Source organism: Desulfobaculum senezii, assembly GCF_054657395.1.
The window spans coordinates 739286-758803 of the sequence record NZ_BAAHYU010000002.1 but is presented as its reverse complement, the minus strand read 5'-3'; the positions used below and the strand labels follow the sequence as shown (position 1 = coordinate 758803).

General features: G+C 63.0%; 14 protein-coding genes. 9 read left to right on the top strand and 5 right to left on the bottom strand.

The window, feature by feature from the left end:
• Window positions 1-2: 2 nt before the first annotated feature.
• The 5 genes from ACYQ2T_RS04120 (at window position 3) to ACYQ2T_RS04100 (ending at window position 5141) form a co-directional block, all read left to right on the top strand.
• On the top strand, window positions 3-869 hold the full coding sequence (locus tag ACYQ2T_RS04120; RefSeq protein ID WP_404844214.1) for a dimethyl sulfoxide reductase anchor subunit family protein: 867 nt from the start codon (window positions 3-5) through the stop codon (window positions 867-869).
• A 48-nt stretch (window positions 870-917) separates the two neighbouring features.
• A complete protein-coding gene (locus ACYQ2T_RS04115; RefSeq protein ID WP_459898667.1) occupies window positions 918-1571 on the top strand; it encodes a TorD/DmsD family molecular chaperone in 654 nt (217 codons plus the stop codon).
• Between the two features lies 1 nt (window position 1572).
• Window positions 1573-2685 carry a 4Fe-4S dicluster domain-containing protein gene (locus ACYQ2T_RS04110; RefSeq protein WP_459898666.1) on the top strand — a complete coding sequence of 371 codons (1113 nt, stop codon included), beginning with the start codon at window positions 1573-1575 and terminating at the stop codon, window positions 2683-2685.
• 17 nt (window positions 2686-2702) lie between these two features.
• Window positions 2703-3713, top strand: a complete 1011-nt coding sequence (gene moaA, locus ACYQ2T_RS04105; protein WP_459898664.1) for a GTP 3',8-cyclase MoaA — start codon at window positions 2703-2705, stop codon at window positions 3711-3713.
• A 429-nt stretch (window positions 3714-4142) separates the two neighbouring features.
• Window positions 4143-5141 (top strand): HD-GYP domain-containing protein, encoded by a 999-nt coding sequence (locus tag ACYQ2T_RS04100; RefSeq protein WP_459898662.1) that lies wholly within the window; start codon window positions 4143-4145, stop codon window positions 5139-5141.
• Window positions 5142-5276: 135 nt separating this feature from the next.
• Here the strand turns inward: ACYQ2T_RS04100 and ACYQ2T_RS04095 are convergent, their stop codons facing one another.
• On the bottom strand, window positions 5277-6311 hold the full coding sequence (locus tag ACYQ2T_RS04095) for a sensor histidine kinase (protein ID WP_459898661.1): 1035 nt from the start codon (window positions 6309-6311) through the stop codon (window positions 5277-5279).
• On the bottom strand, window positions 6308-10294 hold the full coding sequence (locus ACYQ2T_RS04090) for a PAS domain S-box protein (protein ID WP_459898660.1): 3987 nt from the start codon (window positions 10292-10294) through the stop codon (window positions 6308-6310). Before ACYQ2T_RS04090 ends, ACYQ2T_RS04095 begins: the two co-directional genes overlap by 4 nt.
• Window positions 10295-10598: 304 nt before the next feature.
• On the opposite strand from ACYQ2T_RS04090, the gene yjgA reads away from it, so the two are divergent.
• The 4 genes from yjgA to ACYQ2T_RS04070 all read left to right on the top strand — a co-directional run bounded on the left by yjgA (window position 10599) and on the right by ACYQ2T_RS04070 (window position 14269).
• The gene (gene yjgA, locus ACYQ2T_RS04085; protein ID WP_459898659.1) at window positions 10599-11108 is read left to right on the top strand and encodes a ribosome biogenesis factor YjgA; all 510 of its coding nucleotides are present in this window, start codon (window positions 10599-10601) and stop codon (window positions 11106-11108) included.
• A 327-nt stretch (window positions 11109-11435) separates the two neighbouring features.
• Complete coding sequence (locus ACYQ2T_RS04080; protein ID WP_459898658.1) at window positions 11436-12845, top strand: NAD(P)/FAD-dependent oxidoreductase; 1410 nt, start codon at window positions 11436-11438, stop codon at window positions 12843-12845.
• Between the two features lie 594 nt (window positions 12846-13439).
• Window positions 13440-13667 (top strand): hypothetical protein, encoded by a 228-nt coding sequence (locus ACYQ2T_RS04075; RefSeq protein ID WP_459898657.1) that lies wholly within the window; start codon window positions 13440-13442, stop codon window positions 13665-13667.
• Window positions 13668-13729: 62 nt separating this feature from the next.
• Complete coding sequence (locus ACYQ2T_RS04070) at window positions 13730-14269, top strand: hypothetical protein (RefSeq protein WP_459898656.1); 540 nt, start codon at window positions 13730-13732, stop codon at window positions 14267-14269.
• An 84-nt stretch (window positions 14270-14353) separates the two neighbouring features.
• Here the strand turns inward: ACYQ2T_RS04070 and ACYQ2T_RS04065 are convergent, their stop codons facing one another.
• The 3 genes from ACYQ2T_RS04065 to ACYQ2T_RS04055 all read right to left on the bottom strand — a co-directional run bounded on the left by ACYQ2T_RS04065 (window position 14354) and on the right by ACYQ2T_RS04055 (window position 19291).
• Complete coding sequence (locus ACYQ2T_RS04065) at window positions 14354-16678, bottom strand: methyl-accepting chemotaxis protein (protein WP_459898654.1); 2325 nt, start codon at window positions 16676-16678, stop codon at window positions 14354-14356.
• A gap of 128 nt (window positions 16679-16806) precedes the next feature.
• Window positions 16807-18831 carry a methyl-accepting chemotaxis protein gene (locus ACYQ2T_RS04060; RefSeq protein WP_459898653.1) on the bottom strand — a complete coding sequence of 675 codons (2025 nt, stop codon included), beginning with the start codon at window positions 18829-18831 and terminating at the stop codon, window positions 16807-16809.
• Window positions 18832-18841: 10 nt separating this feature from the next.
• Window positions 18842-19291: a multiheme c-type cytochrome gene (locus tag ACYQ2T_RS04055; protein ID WP_459898651.1), complete on the bottom strand. Its 450-nt coding sequence runs from the start codon at window positions 19289-19291 to the stop codon at window positions 18842-18844.
• Window positions 19292-19518 lie beyond the last annotated feature (227 nt).

Genomic DNA, 19518 nt, shown 5'->3' with positions numbered 1-19518 from the left:
TCATGAACGAATGGAGCCTTATCCTGTTCACCATCCTCGTCCAGTGTGCGGCGGGGATGCTCATCGTGTCCGAAATCGCCCGCGCCCTGAGCGCCGACGACAGGGCCACCTCGCTCTTGTCTTGGCATACGCCCGCCGCATGCCTGCTCACCGCTGTGGGCCTTGTCATCTCCCTGTCCCACCTTGGCACGCCCCTGCATAGCGTGTTCACGGTGGCCAACATCGGCAAGTCGTGGCTGAGCCGCGAAATCCTTGCCACCGGCAGCTTCTTTGGCCTTGTTGCCGTGCTGACGCTGCTGCGCTCCAAGGGCGTCCGTGCCGGCGCGCTAGGCGCGCTGGCCTGTGTGGCTGGTCTGGTCGCGGTGTACGTTATGTCCCGCGTGTACCAGCTGGTGACCATCCCTGTGTGGGATACCGGTGCCACGGCGCTGTCCTTCTTCGGCACCACGTTCCTCATCGGCGCAGTTGGCAGCGCGCTGCTGCTGGCGCTTCGCATGCGCCGCAGCGGCGCGGACGACGACGCCCTGCGTGGCCGCCTCTTTGGCGTGGTGGCCGTTGTGGCCGCCCTTGGCCTGGCGCTGCAGTTCATCGGCATTCCGCTGTCCATGGTGGCAGGAAGCGCCGAGAACCACTACGGCGTCTCCGGCCTGAGCGTGCTGTTCGCCAGCGGCTCCGGCCTGTTCGTGGTGCGCATGCTGCTCATCGTGGCCGGCGCCGTGCTCTTTGGCTGGGCCACGTTCCGCGCCATGCTGGAGCGCGCCTCCGGCACCATGATTACCGCCACCTTCTGCGCGCTGGCCTTTGTGGCCGCGGGCGAAGTGCTGGGCAGGATGATGTTCTACCTCTCCTACGCCCGCATCGGCCTGTAACAACACCAACGGGCCGGGGGAGACCCCGGCCCGATTCATGGATGACCTATGAGCACCATTGATACCTTAAGCGCCTGTACGCTGGCCTGCGGCTTTTTCAGCCGCGCCCTGCTTGCCGAACCGACACAGGACTTTCTGGAGACCCTCGGCAAGGACGACCTGTTTGCCGAATGGCCCCTGCCGGCTGATTCCGACGACACCGCCAAGGGCCTTGAAACCCTGCGCGCCTTTTTCGCCGTGTCCGGCCCCGAGGCCATGCACGCCGTCTCCCGCGACCATACTGAGCTCTTCATCGGCCCCACGGACCCTGTTCCGGTTTGGGAATCCGTCTGGACCACGCGCGAGCGCCTGCTCTTTGATGAGCCGACCTTTGAGGTGCGCCGCATCTTTGCCGCCTACGGCCTTGAGGCCCCGGACAACGCCCACCAGCCGGATGACCACATTGGACTGGAATTCGCCTTTGTGGCGCACCTGCTGACGCTGGCCCTGCGGGCCGCGGACGATGGCGCGCCCCAGACCATGCGTGACCACATCGCCTCCGCGCGGGCCTTCATTGCCGACCATCTGGGCGTGTGGGGCCCCGAGTGCCTTGACCAGATTGCCGAAAAGGCCGCCACCAACTACTACCGGGGCATTGCCCAGCTTGGCCGGGGAACCCTTGCCCAGTTGGACGGCATTCTCGCCGGAGTGGAGACCGCCTAATATGGCCCTGTGGCGCGCCCTGCTCTCCCGCCAGACCTCGGCCACGCCGCCGGAGGTCACCCCCGGCGCATGCCTGCCCGCGCCCTCGCGGCACTGCGGGCGGTGTGTTGCCGTGTGCCCTGCGGGAGCCATCACCCTTGACGATGCGCCCCATGTGGACGCCTCGGCCTGCCTTGGGTGTGGTCTGTGCGCTTCGGTCTGCCCTACGGACGCCCTGCACAGTGGCGGCGTGGCGGACCTCCTGCGCGCCGCATCCCTGCGCGAGGACCGCGCCACCCTTGCCCTTGCCTGTTCCGGTGCGCCTGCGGGCCCCGAAACCGGCGCCGACGCGCCCGTTATCCGCATACCGGGATGCCTCTCCGCCCTTGGTGTGGAAGCGCTGGCCGCCCTTGCGGCCTCCGGCGTCACCGCGCTGATTTTCCCGGCCCACGCCTGCGCTGCATGCGAGTGCGGCGACCACGGAGAGCGCCTATGCGACGCGGCGCAGCTTCTTGCCCAGCTTGCTCCGGGCGCCCTCACCATCACGCAGGCCCCTGCCGCGCTCGGCAAAGCAGCGCGCGCCCCGCGTGATGCCTCGGACCCCGCCCTTTCGCGCCGCGCCCTGCTGCGGCACTTTGCCCCGCGCAAAGCCGCCGCCACCCCGCGCCCACTCCTCTTGCCCGCCGCGGGCGAAGGCGAGGACAAACAGCCCCCGGCGCGCCGCAGACTCCTGCACGCCGCTCTGGAACGCCTGAGCGCCTCTTCCGCCCCGCAGGAGACTGCGCCCTCACGCGCCTTGCCCGTCAGCGCCATCACGGTCTCCCAGACCTGCACCGCCTGCGGCGCATGCGCCCGCGCCTGTCCCACTGGCGCACTGCGCATGACGACGGAGAGCGGCGCGTTCCGTCTGGAGCATGAACCATGGCAGTGCATCGGCTGTGGCCTGTGCCGCCGCACCTGCCTGCCGAAAAGCCTCAGCATCGTGCCGGGCAACGCCGCCCTGCTTGCCGCCCCAACCCAGCGCCTCGCCAGCGGCGAGTTGGCCACCTGCGCGCGCTGCGGCGCGGTCTTTGCCGGGGCCGACGGTCCCCTCTGCCGCCTGTGCGCGCGCCGCGCCAGTGGCGACAGACTCTAACCCCTATGGATATCCCCATGCAGAAGCCCACTTCGCCCACCAGCCCCCTGACCGATGCCCACGGCCGCACCGCCGCCTACCTGCGCGTCAGCCTCACGGACCGCTGCAACCTGCGCTGCATGTATTGCAGTTCCGGCCGCGCCGAATTCATCCCGCATGGCGACATCCTGCGGTACGAGGAAATTGAACGCGTCATCGGCGTGCTGGCGCAGCGCGGCATTGGCAAGGTGCGCTTTACCGGCGGCGAACCCTTGGCGCGCAAAGGCGCGGTGGACTTTCTGGAGCGCCTTGCCGAGCGCCACCCGGCGCTGGACCTGCGCCTGACCACCAACGGCACCCTGCTGCGCGGCGTGGTTCCCCGCCTTGCCCGCCTCGGCATGAGCACCGTCAATATTTCCCTCGATACCCTGCGTCCCGAGCGGTTTAAGGATATTACGGGCTTTGGCAAATATGCCGACGTCCGCCGCGCCATTGACGACTGCCTTGCCCACGGCCTGCGGGTAAAGCTCAACGCCGTGGCCCTTGCCGGGGTCAACACCGGCGAGCTTGCGGACTTTGTCGAACTGGCCCGCACCCAGCCCATTGATGTCCGCTTCATCGAGTTCATGCCCATGGGCGCAAGCCATTGGACCCAGCGGCTGTACATGTCGTCCAAGGACATTCTTGCCACCCTGCGGCGCCACGCCCAGCTGGTCCCCGCCACCAGCGAAAAGAACCACGGCCCGGCGCGCATGTACTCCATTGCCGGCGGCGCGGGCCGCATCGGCGTCATCTCCGCCCTGAGCAACCACTTTTGCTCCACCTGCAACCGCCTGCGCCTCACCAGCGACGGCGCCCTGCGAACGTGCCTCTACTCCGACAACGAAACGCCACTGCGCGGCCTGCTGCGCACGCCCGGCGTCACGGACGCTGACCTGCACGCCGCCATCGCCCGCGCAGTGGGCGACAAGCCCCTTGGCTACCGCCTGCTCCAGCACGAGCGCGGCACCGATGTCAGCGCCAAGGGCATGGCCGCCATAGGGGGGTAGCCTGCGCCTCCATGGTCTTTATCTCGGCCCCCAAAGCCACGTAACGTCTTCATAATTCGAGAGAAATCCCCGCCGATTCGTGCCGCAGCAAACCAGAGCTCCACAGGATGCATTGCCACTAGAGAGCACGTCCCTGCAACGCCACTCGTCCCCGCCGAAATCAACTCCATTCCGTTTGTAATAATTTCCTACTGCATCGATCAGCTCTGACTATCGGACACTCTATCCTGCCCCCGTACAGGCTTTTGCATTTTCCCCCTATACTTTTACAAGTGAAAGACGTATATCTCCCCCTGCTCAAGGCGCGCATAATGCGCCACATCTACTAAACACCCGGTCCTGAGACCTTTTCCGCGCCGCAGGCACGCCCGATGCAGCGCGTTTTTTCATGGAATCCGCCAAAAGGCCGAACTGGAAGCACACGACGTTATGCCTAACCAAACCCTCACAAACACAGGGACACGCTCCAGACGGGACGACTACCTTGCCGTGTCGCCCCTGCTCATCTCCCCCGGCTGCATGGGGCGCTTTAGCGTCTATCTGCGGCAGGGCGATGGCTACGTCCTCTATGCCTCTGAAGAGGAATGCTTTACGGAGCGGCACAGACGCGCCCTGTACGAGCACGGCATCAAGGAAGTCTTTATCCGCTCCAGCGAGAGCGATTCATACAAGGAATATGTCGAGGCCAACCTCGGCACCATCCTCATGAACGAAGACATCCCCCTGCCGGACCGCGCCAAACTCTTCCATCACACGTCCGTCTCCATCGTGCGCGAAGCCTTTGACAACCGCCTGCCCGACACCTTGATCAAGCAGGACAGCTTCAACCGCATCATCGACTTCGTGAATCAGGGCGTGCAGTTCCTGACGCTGGAGAACTCCTTCAAGGCTGTGGCTCAGCTGGTGGAGCACGATTACAAGACCTACGCCCACTGCATGCATGTCTTTTTGTACTCCTCGGCCATTTTGCAAGCCTATGGGCTGGACGAAGAGCATCTGGTGCAGTGCGGCCTTGGGGCCATGCTCCACGACATCGGCAAAACCCTCATCCCCGAGCGCATCCTCAACAAGCCCGGCGCGCTCAACCAGCAGGAACGCCGCATCGTCAACGAGCACCCCGTCAAAGGCGTTGGGCTGTGCTCGCAGCTGGCCCTGTCGCAGACGGCGTACAACTGCATCCTCTTTCACCACGAGCGCATGGACGGCAGCGGCTATCCCTGCGGCTCCAAGGGCTTCGACATCCCGCTGGAAGCCCGCGCCGTGGCCATTGCCGACGTGTACGACGCCCTTACCTCGGACCGCCCCTACGCCAAGGCCATGAATCCTTTTCAGGTGCTGCACCTTATGCGCAACCAAATGCAGGACGAAATCGACATGGACATGTACAAACGCTTTGTCCAAATCCTCTCCGGCGCGGAAATCGTCTAGCCGCCCGGTGCCCCGTCCACAGATTGCGCGCCCCAGCACGCCAAAACGCCCCCGCTTGCAGAATGCAAGCGGGGGCGTTTTGCTGCCGCAGACTGCCGCCCGGCGCTGCCGGGCGGCGTGCAAATCTGCGCCACACTACACGGGGAAATGCACCTCGATGGCGGTTCCGGCCTCCTGCCGCAGGTGCAGGGTGCCGCCAACCTGCGCCACGAGGCTCCGCACAAGCTCCAGCCCCAGCGATTCCGCCGTCTCCATGGTGACGCCCTCAGGGAGTCCGACGCCATTATCCGTGACGGACAGCACATAGTCCGGCCCTTCGCGGCGGAAGCTGATCGTTATGCGCCCCTGCTCCCCCTGCCCAAAGGCATGGTGCATGGCGTTGGACGCCAGTTCATTGAGGATGAGGCCCATGGGCATCACCTTATCCGGCTCCAGTTGGTGCGGCTCGCATTGGAAGGAAAAATCGATGGCGTCCGCCTTGTCGCTGGCGCGCAGGAGGGAGCAGGCGATGCTCTCAAAATATTCGCCGCAGTCGATGTGCTCCATATTGTCCGAGGTATGGAGCTTTTCATGAATTTTCGCGATGGTCACCACGCGGCTGCGCACAGCCTGAAGGGCGTCCGAACACTCGGGCGTGGCGGAATGCATGGCCTGCAGGGCAAGCAGGGCCGTGATCATATTCAGATTATTCTTGATGCGGTGGTGGATTTCCTTGATCTGGAGCCGCCGGTCCTCCGCCGTATGGCGCAGCCCGTCCATCATGCCGTCCAGATTCCGCTCCACGGCCTTCTTTTCCAGAACAATCTCCACAGCGGCCTTGATTTGGTCGTTCTGGCTGGGCTTGAGGATATAGCCATAGGGCTGCACAGCCTTGGCGCGGGAGATATGCTTGTCGTCGCCGTAGGCCGTCAGCAGGATGACCGGGATGTCCATCTCGCGCTGGATGACGCTGCACGCGGCAATGCCGTCCACATCGCCGGGCATGACGATGTCCATCAGCACCAAATCGGGCGACAGTTCATGCGCCAGCTTGATGGCCTGCGCGCCGCTGCCCGCCTTGCCCACCACATTATACCCGAGGGAACTGAGCATCTCTTCCATCTGGGTGATGATGACGGCCTCATCGTCTACAACCAGTATGGAATGGGCGTCCTCTGTCTGCGTATTCATGCTTCCCCTCCTTCGACGGGGTCACCAAAGGTAATGTCGATGACTGTTCCGCTGTCCGCCGTCACCTCCAGCTGTCCACCCAGCTGATATTCCACGATGTTTCGCATAAGGCGCAGGCCAAGGGAACTGGTGCGGTCAATATCCAGGTCGTCCGGAATGCCCGCGCCGTCATCGCGCACACGGATGTGGACGCGGCCGCTTGGCGTGTATTCAATGGTCAGGTCCACAGCGCCGCCCTCGGGACCGAAGGCGTGCTTGTAGGCGTTGGAAAGCGCCTCGCTCAGCACCAGACCGCACGGGATGGCAAGGTCCAGTTGCAGATGAATGACGTCCTCCATATGAAAACGCGGCTCCACGTTGCGGGCGTTGTACATTTGCCCAAGCTGCTGGGCCAGCACCTGCGCGTAGTCCGAAATGATAATGCTGTCGTAATTATCATAGCCGTACAGGTGCATATGGATCATGGCCATGCTGTGAATTTTGGATTGCAGGTCCTTCATCACGGCGGAGGAGCGCTCGTCCTCGATATGGCGGCCCGCCATGTCCAGCAGGCTGGAAATAATCTGGAGGTTATTCTTCACGCGGTGGTGGATTTCGCGCAGCAGCAATTCCTTGGTGCGCAGGGCCTCGCAGATGTTTTCCTCATTGCGCTTTTGTTCGGTCACGTCCGAGGTCACGCCCGCCAGCATGGTGGGGCTCAGCTCATCCTGCACGGCAAAGGCGCGCTCGCGGAACCAGCGTGTGTTTCCATCGCGGCACATGATGCGGTATTCCAGCTCCCACGCCTCGCGCCCGCTGTCGCGGTAGACCTCAAGCACGCGCTCCCTGTCGTCTGGGTGAATGGCGCTGAGGTGCCGCTCCCGCGTCTCCAGCGGCGACGAGCACGGCCCAACCCACCGCTGAAAGCCCGGACTGTAGTACAGCACGTCGCCCTGCCCGGGTTCCGCCAGCCAAAACACATCCTCCACCGCATCGGCAATGAGGCGGAAGCGGGCCTCGCTTTCGCGCAGGGCGTTTTCCACCCGGCCACGGACAATGGCGTTGCCAAGAATGTCCGCCGCCGCCATGAGCGCCTCCAATTCCGAGGCGTACCACTCGCGCTGGGTACGGCATTCATCAAAGCCCACAAAGCCCCACAGCGCGTCCCCGGCAAAGATGGGAACGATGGCAATGGACACAATGCCCTGCGGCTGTAGCACTGCGCGGTGGGCTGAGGGCAGGTCCGCCACGTTGCCGCGGTAGACTTCGCGCCGTTCAAGGGTTTCGCGCACAAGGTGCAATCCCTCCTCGTCATAGAGCAGGCATTGCAGGTGCGGGGTGTCGATTTGCGGTTCAACGTCCTCGCCGCACCACTCAAACTCCAGCCCCATGGCGAGGCCCTTGTCCGGGACCTCAAAATTACGGAACACGTACACACGGCTGACGTCCGCCGCAGTGCCAATACGGCCCAGCACATCGGACATATGCCCGCGCCAGTCCGGGGAATGCAGGAACCGCTCCGCCGCAAAGCCCACGGCCTCCAGCACGGCGTCGCGCCGGAGCACGGCCTTCTCCATCTCCTTGCGTCCGGAAATATCGCGCACCACGGAGAGGACCACACGCTCCCCGCCAAGCAGGAAGGCATGGGAGCCGACCTCAAGGTCCAGCACGCGGCCATCATTGGCTGTGGCCCGCGTTTCCACGGGGTGGTCCAAGGCTCCGGCGGTGTCCAGCGGTCCCAAAATCTCCTGCGGCCCGCGGGCAAGCAGCGCCTCGCGCGGCATGCGGAACATGGTGCAGGCCTTCTCGTTGCAGTCCACAAAGCGAGAGGGCTTCTCCCCAACCTCCCCGGTCCGCAGGAAGATGGCGTCCGACGCGTTATGGAAGAGCATGCGGTACTTTTCCTCGTTCTCCCGCAGGGCCTGCTCGGCCTGCTTGCGCGCGGAGACGTCGAGAATAAGCGCGTTGATAAGGACCATCTGCCCGCTGGCGCTGCGCACGGGCGACGCCGTCACACGCACCCAGCAGACACTGCCGTCGCGCCGCAGGTAGCGCTTTTCCACATCATAGTAGTCCAACGCGCCGCAAATAATCTTTTCGTGCAGGTCACGGTTGCGTTCGCGGTCGAGGGGATGGGTGATTTGGTCAAAGCGTACGCCCGTCAATTCATCCCGGCTATAGCCCGTTATTTCGCAGTACCTGTCGTTGACCTTCAGGTACGCGCCGCTGATGTCGAGGTGCACCATGCCAACGGCCCCCTGATCAAAGGCCGCCCTGTAGCGGGCCTCGCTCTCACGCAGCTGCATGGTGGACCGGAGCCGGTCCTCCTCCACGCTGATGGCGGACGCCAGCACCCCGGTGAGCCACTCGTCCTCGTAGGTCGGCTCGTAATCCGTGCAGTACACCGCGCACAGCGCCCCAACGGCCTGCCCCTGCAAAAACACGGGCATGCCAAGGTAGGTTTCAATGTCGTAGCGCCGCACATTGGGGTCCGTCTCCGCGTAGGGCGAGTCCGCCAGATTGCGCAGCACCTGCAATTCATCAATGCGGCCCGTGCCGATAATGTCCGTGCAGATATGCCCCTTGGCCACATCCTCGGGCGGCATGGTTGACGGTGCATTCCACCCGCCACGAACGCACAGGCGCTCACCATGCAGCCTGTTGTATACCGCGCACTCCGCGCCAAGCAGCGCCCCGCACAGTTCCACCACCAGATTGATGTTCTCGCGGTGGTCACTGCCAAAGGAAAGCAGCGCCGAACTCAGCATGCTCAGCCGCTGTTTGGTCCGCAGCTCACGCGTTACGTCCGTACACACGGCAAGGCAGGCTCGGCGGCCTTTATCAAAGTCGAAAGGAATGAACGAGCATTGCAGAATGCGCTCCGTGCCATTGACGTCGGTAAACGGCACCTCCTGCGCATACCGCGCCTCGCCCGTGACAAGGACCTTTCTGTCATAGGCCACGAACATGTCGCGCCCACCGCTCTTCTTGGAGCAAAATTCCGTGTACGACGCCCCGACAAGCCGCTCCACGGTGGTCCCGCATGCCTCGGCCGTCGCCTTATTCGCCATGAGGTATCGGCCCTTGTAGTCGCGCGCAAAAATCATGTGCGGCACAAGGTCAATAATCTTGCGCAGGCGGCGCTCGGAGCACTCAAACGCCTCACGCGCGGCCACGGTCTCGCTGATGTCCGTGTAGAAGCTGAGAACAGCGGGCTTGCCTTCCCAGTCGATACACATGGGTGTAACCGACAGCCACAGCGCCTCACGCGTGCGGGTCACCATGCGGAAGTCGTAGGTCTCCGGGGCCGGACGCCCCGCTAACCGCTCGCGCTGGCAGGCAAAAACCTTCTCCCGGTCCGCCGGATACACAAGCTCCGGCAGCGCCATGCCGCGCAGTTCATCAAGGCTGTACCCTGCCATTTCCTGCGCGCGGCGGTTGGCGTAGATGATGCGGTCCGTATCGATGACGGTGATGGCCTCGCGCGCGTTGTCCACCAGCAAGCGGTAGCGCAGTTCGCTTTCCTCGGCGGCTTTGCGGCTGGCGTCCATCTCGGTCATATCCTCGATGATACCAATAATGTACCGCTTTCCGGTTTCCGGATGCACGTAGGGAATCTTTTTGCTGCGCGTTTGGCGGCTGGAGCCATCCCACGTGCGCGAACCACGGAAATACATGGGCGCGCCCGCCTGCCAGACAAGGTCGTCCTCGGCCCAGTGGCGGTCGGCCTCCAATTGGTCCAGCCGGTCATGGTCCGTCTGACCAAGAAATCCCTCCGGATCGTCCCCAAGGATGCTTGCCCCGGCGCGGTTCATATACACCCAGCGGTGCTCGCCATCCTTGACGAAGACCGGTGTGTCCAACCCGTCCACGACGGATTCCAATATGGCGGACTCCGGCGCTTGGCAGACATGCAGTCTGGATTCCAGCTCGCGGACCTTGGCCCGCAAGGTACGAAGCTCCTCTTGCATCTCAGCGCGTGTCTGCTCGTGTTCCATCTTCATCCATAGTTCCGGTGGTGACGCGTTCCAAAGGGCGCACGCCTTGCGGCGGCGCGAATACACAAACTTTTCAGGATTCAAGGTCCATAGCACACACCACATCACACTCACAAGCGCGGGCTGCCTCAGCCGCCCCATGTCTGTGCCCCAGCAGGCCACTGGACGCCCCACGGGTGTTGTTGTATCCGTACCATGTACCGCGTGCCGCCTGCTTTCGGCGGGCCGCGCGCCGGGCACTGTGCCCGCCACCACACGGGCGCCACCGCCCCCCGCACGACAGTTTACCGCACCGCCACGGAGAAAACCGATGCCCAACCAGCATGACGATATGGACCAGCCCCGCAAGAGCAAATCGCAACTCAAGCGCGAAATGCACGAACTGCAAGCCCTCGGCGAAAAGCTCTGCGCCCTGCCGCCGGACGTCATCAAGCGTCTGGCCATCCCCGCGGAGCTCATTGACGCCGCGCTGGAGTCCAAGACCATCACCGCGCACGAAGGGCGCCGCCGCCACATGCAGTACATGGGCCGCCTTGTCCGCAACACCAGCGACGTGGACACCCTGCGCGCCGCCCTTGGCATCCTTGAAGCCGGGCACAAGGCCGACACCGCCGAATTCCACCGCATTGAGGAATGGCGCGACGCCCTCGTTGGCGGCGATTTGGACGTTCTGGAAGCCATCATCGAAGCCCACCCAGACGCCGACCGCCAGCGCCTCCGCCAACTGGCGCGCAACGCCGCCAAGGAAATCGCCAAAAACAAACCGCCCAAAAGCTCGCGCCAGCTGTTCCGCTATCTGCGCGAGCTGGAGCAAAGTTAGCCGACAACTCTTGCGCTCGTTTTTATAGAAGCACTCTCCGCCCCGGCTCTCCGTCTCCCCACGGAATGCCGGGGCCTTTTTTACGCTGTCTCCGCTCCGCATACGGGACAACCATCCCCCCTCACCTCCCCATTTCTCAACACTTCTTCCCCTAGCCCGCCGCAATTCCTCACACGCGCGCATGCATCAACGCACCGCCACAGCAGCAGGCAAAATTTTTCTATTGCTTTTCTTTTTTAAACGTGGAAAGGACAATCAAGGGTTTTGCGCGCGATGCCATTTCGGCTCCGTCGCACTCCATCACAAAAACCCTTTTGGAGATATGGAATGGGTTCCAATACCGTAGAAAAGAAGTTTGACGTCATCATCGTCGGCGGCGGCCCCGCTGGTCTGTTCGCCGCTTATTATCTGGCCGAGAATTCCGACCTCAAGGTCCTTATCCTTGAGAAAGGCAAGCAGCCCCTCAAACGAAAGTGCCCCATCGGTCACGGCGAGGACTGTATTAAGTGCCGTCCCTGCAACATCCTCTCGGGCATGGGGGGAGCTGGCCTGTTCTCGGACGGCAAGCTCAACTACATTCCCATCCTCGGCAAAACGGACCTGACCCAGTTCATGCCCTTGAACCAGGCGCAGGCCCTCATCGACGAGACCGAAGAAATCTACAACGCCTACGGCATGGACGGTAGGGTCTACCCCACCGACATGCCCGCCGCGAAAGACATCCGCAAGCACGCCATGAAAAACGGCGTGGACCTCTTGCTCATCAAGCAAAAGCACCTTGGCTCCGACAACCTGCCCGGCCACATCAACGGCATGGTGGAAGATCTGGAAGCCAAAGGCGTCGTGGTGCGTACGTCCGAAGAAGTCAAAGACCTCATCGTTGACGGCGACCGCATCACCGGCGTTATGGGCAAAAGCGGCGCGTTCTACGCCCCCAACGTCATCCTCGCCCCCGGCCGCGTGGGCGCTGAATGGTGCGGACGCCTCGTGCAGAGCCACGGCCTCGAAGTCAGCCAGCGCGGTATCGAAGTCGGCGTACGCGTGGAAGTGCACAACGAAATCATGCGCGACCTCTGCGACATCGTCTACGACCCCACCTTCTTCGTGCGCACTCAGAAGTACGACGACCAGACCCGTACCTTCTGCACCAACTACGGCGGCTTCGTCGCACTCGAAAACTATCAGGACTTCGTGTGCGTTAACGGCCACGCCAACATGGTGGAAAAGTCCGAAAACACCAACTTCGCCTTCCTGTCCAAAGTCGTGCTGACGGAACCCGTCACCGATAATCAGGCCTACGGCGAGTCCATCGGCAAGCTGGCCACCATCATCGGCGGCGGCAAGCCCATCCTCCAGCGCTTTGGCGACCTCAAACGCGGACGCCGCAGCACTTGGAACCGCATCAAGAACAGCCACGTCGAGCCGACCATGACCAACGTCACCCCCGGTGACATCGCCATGGCCCTGCCCGAACGTATCGTGACCAACCTTGTGGAAGGCCTCGAAAAGCTGAACCTCGTCGTCCCCGGCGTCGCCAACGACGAAACACTCCTCTACGCGCCGGAGATTAAGTTCTTCGCCACGCAGGTGGAGACCTCCAACCAGCTGGAAACCAAAATCAAAGGCCTCTACGTCGCAGGCGATGGCCCCGGCGTGGCCGGCAACATCGTCTCCGCCAGCGCCACCGGCATCATCCCCGCGAAGGAAATCGTCCGGCGCGGCGGCAAAAACGACTAGCCAACACCACGCTGGTCTATGCGCATAAGTACGGCCGGGTCCTCCCAAGAGGGCCTGGCCGTTTTCTGTTTGGCCTCCGGCGACTTGAGCTCTTAGGCCGTTCGGCCTGAAGGGACGAAGGGCTTAGAGATCAAGATAGCAGAGCTGGTTAAGGAAATAATTTCCTTAACAATCCTTAGGATTTTCGGGGCGGAAGCCGCCCCGAAAATAGGGGTGGGTGGGCGGGCACTTCTGCCTTTTGCCTTTCTCTTTTCCTTCCCCCCAACAGGGATTCTCACCGCCCTTCCCCCCGCTCCAACGCCCCCCCCAAAAACTCTCCCATCCACACGGACGGGAGCCGCACAGGGGTGACGACCGCCCCATCCACACGCACCCGGCCTGTGCGCACATGGGATTCCAAAGGGCCCACGGCCCTTTGGCCTGCGGAGCACAAACACCCCCGCGCCACCTCCCACCACACGCCACACGCACCTCCCACCGCACGCCACACGCACCTCCCGCCACACGTCTGCCCTGCTGTTGCCCCGCCGCACGCATCCTGCTAGGCTCGTGGCGTCCCCGGGGTAGGCTGGCGTGGTATCTGAGGAGGAAGCCATGGTCATTTACGCGGGCGCGGTTTTGGTGGTTCTTCTTTTGGCGTGGCACTTTTATGTGCATGCCTTTTTGACGGAGACGCTGTTTTCGCGCATGCGGACGCCGCGGTTTGTTTCGCGCATGCTGTCGCTTGTGTGCTTTGTCATTGCGCTTTTTATCCTGTGGACGATTGCCGGAGTCTCGGTACTGAGCTACCTTGCGGCCGTGCTTGGCACGACGACTCCGTAACTGTTGTGTGCCCGACGCTGAACTGCCACCGGCTTTTGCCGAAAGGAGCCATCCGCCCCGCCATGTCCCAATCCCGCACCATGCCTGCACCGGCACTGAAATCCCTTGTCGAATCGACGGAAGAGGCCAAGGAACTGGCCAAGGACGAAATTAAAGCGCTCCGCAAGGACCTGCTGGCGCTGGAACGGTTGCTGTCCAGCAAAAAGAAGGGACTGACCGACCCGGACGCGGTGTCGCTGCACGACATTGTCCACGGCGCGCTGGAAATCTTCCGCACGGCGTCGCTGGCGCTGGAGAACGAGCGCCTGATGGAGCAGATGCACGACGCGGTGGAGCGCTCGCTTGCCGAGGACTTCTTGCAGTCGCACGGCGCAACGCTGCTGAAGGAGCCTGAGGGCTGGCACTGGATTTCCCCCAAGGGCGTGATGCACCACCTAGGACCGGGCGAGGAACCGGCCAAGGCAATGACGAAGCTGAAACGCCACCTGCCGCGCACGCCCAAAACGCAGGCCGACTCCGCAATGGACGAAGAGTCCGCGCCGGAAGAGGCTCCTGCGGCCCCGGAGCCGAAAAAAGCGGCCAAGACAAAGGCGAAGAAATAGCGCCCCCCTTTTCCCACCGACGACAAACGCCCCGGAACCTGATGGTCCCGGGGCGTCTTTTTTGGGCTGTACGGAGGCGATGGGCTAGGCGTCGCCGCTTCGCATATCGCCGATGATGGATTGCAAACGCGCGGCCTGCTCGGCAAGGGCTTGAATAGCCTGCGTGGATTCGCCCATGGCGGTTGAGGTCTCGGTCGCGATGGTGCGGATGCCTTCGGTTGCGCGGGTGATTTCCTCGCTGGAGGCGGTCTGCTGGTCTGCGGCGGTGGCGATGGCCCGCACCTGATCGGCAGTGGAGTCGATCATGCGGACAATCTCGCTGAGTACGGCGCCGCTCTGTTCGGCCATCTCGCGGGTTTCCTCAATGCCGGAGGCGACATCGCGGGTGCCGTCCACGGTCTGAGCGGCGCTTTGCTGAATGAGGGTGACGGACTGCGTGACCTCACGCGTGGCGCTCATGGTACGCTCGGCCAGCTTGCGCACTTCGTCGGCGACAACGGCAAAACCGCGCCCGGCGTCGCCAGCGCGTGCGGCCTCGATGGCGGCATTGAGGGCGAGAAGGTTCGTCTGGTCGGCAATTTCCTGAATAACGGTGATAACCTGCCCCACGGCTTCGGCCTGCTTGCCCAGTTCCTCCATCTGCGCGGTGAGCTGGGCGCTCTGCTCGGCCACGGCAACGGACACGTCGCGCGCCTTGGCGGCGACGCCTTCGCCGCGCTGGGCGTGGTCGCGCACCTGCTCGGCCATTTCCGCGGCGTTGTCGGCATTGCGGGCTACTTCCAGCACGGTGGCGTTCATCTCTTCCATGGCGGCGGCGACTTCGCCGGTGCGCTGCTGTTGCTGCTCGGCCCCGTGGTTGGACTGCTCCACCTGCGCGGCAAGCTCCTCGGCGGAAGAGGAAACCATGGAGGACACATCGTTGGCGTCCCCGGCGGCGTGGGAGATGCGCTCGTGCTGATTGCGGATGCGCTGCTGCTGCTCGCGGATGGCAGTAAGGTCGAACCAGAGGGTCATGGTGCCAAGGCAAGTGCCGTCCATGTCGAAAAACGGAGTGGACGTCACGTTGACCACGATGGTGCGGCCGCTGGGCGTGGAGTAGGTGATTTCCTCTTCAAGCTGGCGGTCCTGCTCCAGCGCGCGCTGGGTGATGGTGTGACGCGAGGCGTCGCCGTAGAAGAGTTCACCGGACGTGGTGCCGATGTATTCGCTTGGCGCGCCGGGCAGTTCCAGCACGGCGCACATGGCGTCGTTGACGTACCGCACGTGGTTGTCCGGCCCCACAACAACGCAGGGCTGCGTGATGCCGCTGAGAACGCCCTGCGAAAAGCCAAGGCGGGACTTCAGCTCGGCCACCATATCCGTCACATGCTCGGCCAGCCCGGCAAATTCAAAACGAAAATGCCCGTCCAGCGTGGCGTTGTAGTCGCCTGCGGCAACCTGCCCGGAAAAGCGCTCCACCTGCGCGAGGGGGCGCAGGGCAAAGGTGCGCACGAGAAAAACGATGCTCCCGGCCACCAGCAAAATCATAGCGACGCCTGCGGCAATCATAATACTGCGCTGACGCACGGCGGTGGCGGCAAGGTCGGCCTCGTCCACACTCACGGCGACGCGCCAGCCCGTTTCGGCCACGGTCTTAAAGCTCATAAGCTTGTGGCGGCCATTCCATGTGTACCAAATGTCGCCATGCGTTTCGGCAAGGGCCTTCTGAATGAACGCCTCGGCGCTGACGTCGCGCATAACCAGCGAGGGGTCCGCGCCGTGGCCGAGGACGCGGCCCTGCGCATCAAGAATAAATCCGTAGCCCGCATCGCCGACGCGCACCGGCTCCAGCACCTGCGTCATAAAGATATCCAGACGCGGGAAGACCAGCACGCCGCCGGTGGCCGTATCGCCGCCGTCAGTGATGGCGTGCCCTACGGCAAAGACCTGTCCACCGCCCTCAAGGACGACAACGTTGCCCGAGGCAAAGGACATCCTGCCGCCAAGAATGGCCTCGATGGCGTCGCCGCCACCGGGGTCGGTTCCTGCAAGGCTGTTGCCCTCAGTATCTGCACCCGCAACGATGCGGCCCGTCGCGTCAAAAATGGCCACGGCGGCGTAGCCGGGCTGGGACTCCACCACCTGTTTGAGACGGGTGTAGGCCTTGTTGGCGCCGTAGGAGGACATAAGGCTGTTGCGGACCTTACGCTCCTTGGCAAGGCCTTTGGCCAGCACTTCGGCGCCCTCCAGATACCGGTCCAGCGACCGGACGGTGCTCTCGCAGCTTTGCACGGCGGTCTGGCGTCCCATGTCCAGCGCCATGCTGTAGGACGATGCGTTCACATACCACACCAGCCCCCCGACTGATGACGCAATAAGTAGAACAACCAACGCGGAAAGAAGCGTGTTGCAACTCTTAATTCGCAGCATTGAAACCCCTTCTCTGCTAAGGACGCGGGGGCGCGTCCTCCTTGTCAAAACACAAAGAGGGCCCCGAACCGTCTGTCCGGAGCCCTCAACATCCCTCTCTCAAGATGCGTCCGGAATGCGCTTTGGCATTATTTGGATCGCATCGTTTCAATAACTGTTTGCAGCCGTTGCGCCAGCCCCGCCAGGTCGCTGATGGCGCGTGTTGATTCATCCATCGCCACGGACGTTTCGGACGCGATGGTCCGTATGCCCTCGGTAGCGTTGGCGATTTCCTCACTGGTCGCGGACTGCTGTTCCGCAGCGGTGGCAATGGTGCGGACCTGGTCGGCGGTCTGCTCGATGACGCGGACAATGTCCTGCAGCACCTCGCCGGACTGGTGCGCCATGTCGCGGCTGCGCTCCACGGCGTCCACGGCCTTTTCCGTACCGCGCACGTTGAGGTTGGCGCTTTCCTGAATCTCCTTGATGGAGTCCGTCACTTCCTTGGTGGCGGCCATGGTGCGCTCGGCCAGCTTGCGGACCTCGTCGGCAACAACGGCAAAGCCGCGTCCGGCGTCTCCAGCGCGGGCGGCCTCGATGGCGGCATTGAGGGCCAGCAGGTTGGTCTGGTCGGCAATATCCTCAATGGTGGTGATGACCTGCCCAACGCCGTCGGCCTTGGCGCCCAGCTCGGTCATGCTCTGGCGCAGCTCCTGCGCCTGCTGCGACACCACATTGACCAGCTCCACGGAGGAGTTGACCACGTCGTGCCCTTCGCGGGCGCGGTTACGGACCTGCTCGGCCATTTCTGCGGCGTTTCCGGCATTGCGGGCCACCTCGATAACCGTGGCGTTCATTTCCTCCATGGCGGTGGCCACTTCGGCAATGCGCTGCTGTTGGTCGTCCGCGCCGTGGGTGGACTGCTCCACCTGCGCGGCAAGTTCCTCGGACGCGGACGCCACCTGCGAGGAAACGGCTTCGGCCTCCTGAGCGGCGCCGGTCATGCGCTGGTTCTGCTCGTTGATGCGCTCCTCGTTGGCGCGGATTTCCGTCAGGTCGAACCAGATGGCCAAGGTACCAAGGAGCTTGCCGTCCATGTCGTGGAAGGGTGTTGCGGTCACTTCCACGGTGAGGTTTCGGCCATCGGGCGTGGCGTAGGTGATTTCTTCGGTGACCTGCCGCTTGGTTTCCAAAGCGCGGCAGGACGTGGTGACGTGCGAGGCGTCGCCGTAGAAGAACTCGCCAAGAAGCTGCCCTTTGTACTGCTCCGGCGAGCCAGGCTTGCCAAGGTACTCGCACAGTTGGCGGTTCATGTAGGAAATGGTGCCGTCCTGACGGCTGATAACGCACGGCAGGGTAATGCCCTTGAGGACGCCCTCGGAGAATCCAAGCTGTTTCTTGAGCTTGTCCACCATCTCCGCAAGGGTATGGGACATCTGCCCCAACTCGTCACTGGTGGAGACGTTGAAGTCCGCGCTCAGGTCGCCCGCGGTGATATCACGCGAGGCCTTGGCGATGATGCCCACATTGCGCACCACCTGCCGCCGCAGGAATATCACCACCGAGGCCACAAGAATAACCAGCCCCGCCACGCACAGGCCAACGAACTTGGCAATCTCCATGTTCATACCCGCAATGGCGGGGGTAACGTCCTGCATGACGACCATCTCGCCAAGAATGGGCTGCGACGCCCCATGACAGTGATGACAAGACTGCCGGTTGCGGATGGAGTCCACCCGCACAAACACGTGCTTGTCTCCAGCCTGCAGGAGCTTGCCCGCCGACGAATCCGTCTTGAGGGCCTGTTCGGACATGGCGTGCAGGCCGTCCATGGGCAGGGCTTCGTCAAGGTCTATGCGCTCATGGTCCGGCGTGGTGGTGTAGGTGATATTGCCGCGGAAGTTAGTCAGGTAAACCTGCACATCGGGATATTTTTCGCGGATAAAGTCAAACTGCTCGCGGGTGCCTGCGTCGTCGCCAACGACCATAGGCTTGGCAATGGCGTGGTAGAGCAGCTCGGACGTCTGGCCGACGGACTGCTCAAGGCTTGCGCGAAAGTCTTCGCTGCGCCATGCGGCGGTGACAACGGCAAGGCCGGTAAAGACAATAACGCTGACCACAAGGACAAGGATGGTGACCTTCACACCCAGATGACGCTTCACGTAATCCAGCATGGCGGCCCCCTTAATGCGCACCGCTGTGGATCAGCGGCTTGAAGTCAAAGTTCTGGACACGGTCGGCATTATGACAGCGCCGACAGTCGTCAAGGGTAGGCGTGCGCGTGATGAGCGATGGGTCCCCCATGTCCGCATGCTCTGCGCCCGGCCCGTGGCAGGTTTCGCATCCCACATCAGCAAGGTGCGGCGTGGCGTCGTGGCTGATGAAGCCGCCTTTGCCGTACCCCGTGGTGTGACAGTCAAAACACCCGCGCAGTTCCTCCTGCGTCAGGTCCGAAGCCATCACCTCCACACTCTCCCACGAGCGGGCTTTCTTGGAATGCGCAGTGAACCGCTGAAACTCTTCCTCGTGACACTCTCCACAGGCCTTGGAGCCCACATACCCTCCGGCATGCACACTCGGCGCAACGTACAGCCCAAGGGCGAATACGGCACCGATAATGACCTTCCCTCTCATTAGTGACCTCTCAGAAGCATTCAATTCATAAAGAACCGGGGGGATGCTCCGCAGGCGCCCCGTCTGGCAGAACGGGTCAAGCCGCGCCTCTGCAGGCAAATTCCCCTCGTAACCCCTTTTCCCCTGCAACAGGTCCAAACTCGTACCGCATCATCTATAGCGTTGAAAAGAAGAAAACTGCCGCGAAAGGGATTTTCTCCATCCTCTCCGGCCACAAGCCGCAAAAA

Bases quoted from the DNA above. Each gene is read 5' to 3' on its own strand.
- ACYQ2T_RS04100 (WP_459898662.1), top strand. From the start codon at position 4,143: ATGCCTAACCAAACCCTCACAAACACAGGGACACGCTCCAGACGGGAC.
- ACYQ2T_RS04095 (WP_459898661.1), bottom strand. From the start codon at position 6,311: ATGAATACGCAGACAGAGGACGCCCATTCCATACTGGTTGTAGACGAT.
- ACYQ2T_RS04080 (WP_459898658.1), top strand. From the start codon at position 11,436: ATGGGTTCCAATACCGTAGAAAAGAAGTTTGACGTCATCATCGTCGGC.
- ACYQ2T_RS04115 (WP_459898667.1), top strand. From the start codon at position 918: ATGAGCACCATTGATACCTTAAGCGCCTGTACGCTGGCCTGCGGCTTT.
- ACYQ2T_RS04075 (WP_459898657.1), top strand. From the start codon at position 13,440: ATGGTCATTTACGCGGGCGCGGTTTTGGTGGTTCTTCTTTTGGCGTGG.
- ACYQ2T_RS04060 (WP_459898653.1), bottom strand. From the start codon at position 18,831: ATGCTGGATTACGTGAAGCGTCATCTGGGTGTGAAGGTCACCATCCTT.
- yjgA (WP_459898659.1), top strand. From the start codon at position 10,599: ATGCCCAACCAGCATGACGATATGGACCAGCCCCGCAAGAGCAAATCG.
- ACYQ2T_RS04090 (WP_459898660.1), bottom strand. From the start codon at position 10,294: ATGAAGATGGAACACGAGCAGACACGCGCTGAGATGCAAGAGGAGCTT.
- moaA (WP_459898664.1), top strand. From the start codon at position 2,703: ATGCAGAAGCCCACTTCGCCCACCAGCCCCCTGACCGATGCCCACGGC.
- ACYQ2T_RS04120 (WP_404844214.1), top strand. From the start codon at position 3: ATGAACGAATGGAGCCTTATCCTGTTCACCATCCTCGTCCAGTGTGCG.
- ACYQ2T_RS04055 (WP_459898651.1), bottom strand. From the start codon at position 19,291: ATGAGAGGGAAGGTCATTATCGGTGCCGTATTCGCCCTTGGGCTGTAC.
- ACYQ2T_RS04070 (WP_459898656.1), top strand. From the start codon at position 13,730: ATGTCCCAATCCCGCACCATGCCTGCACCGGCACTGAAATCCCTTGTC.
- ACYQ2T_RS04110 (WP_459898666.1), top strand. From the start codon at position 1,573: ATGGCCCTGTGGCGCGCCCTGCTCTCCCGCCAGACCTCGGCCACGCCG.
- ACYQ2T_RS04065 (WP_459898654.1), bottom strand. From the start codon at position 16,678: ATGCTGCGAATTAAGAGTTGCAACACGCTTCTTTCCGCGTTGGTTGTT.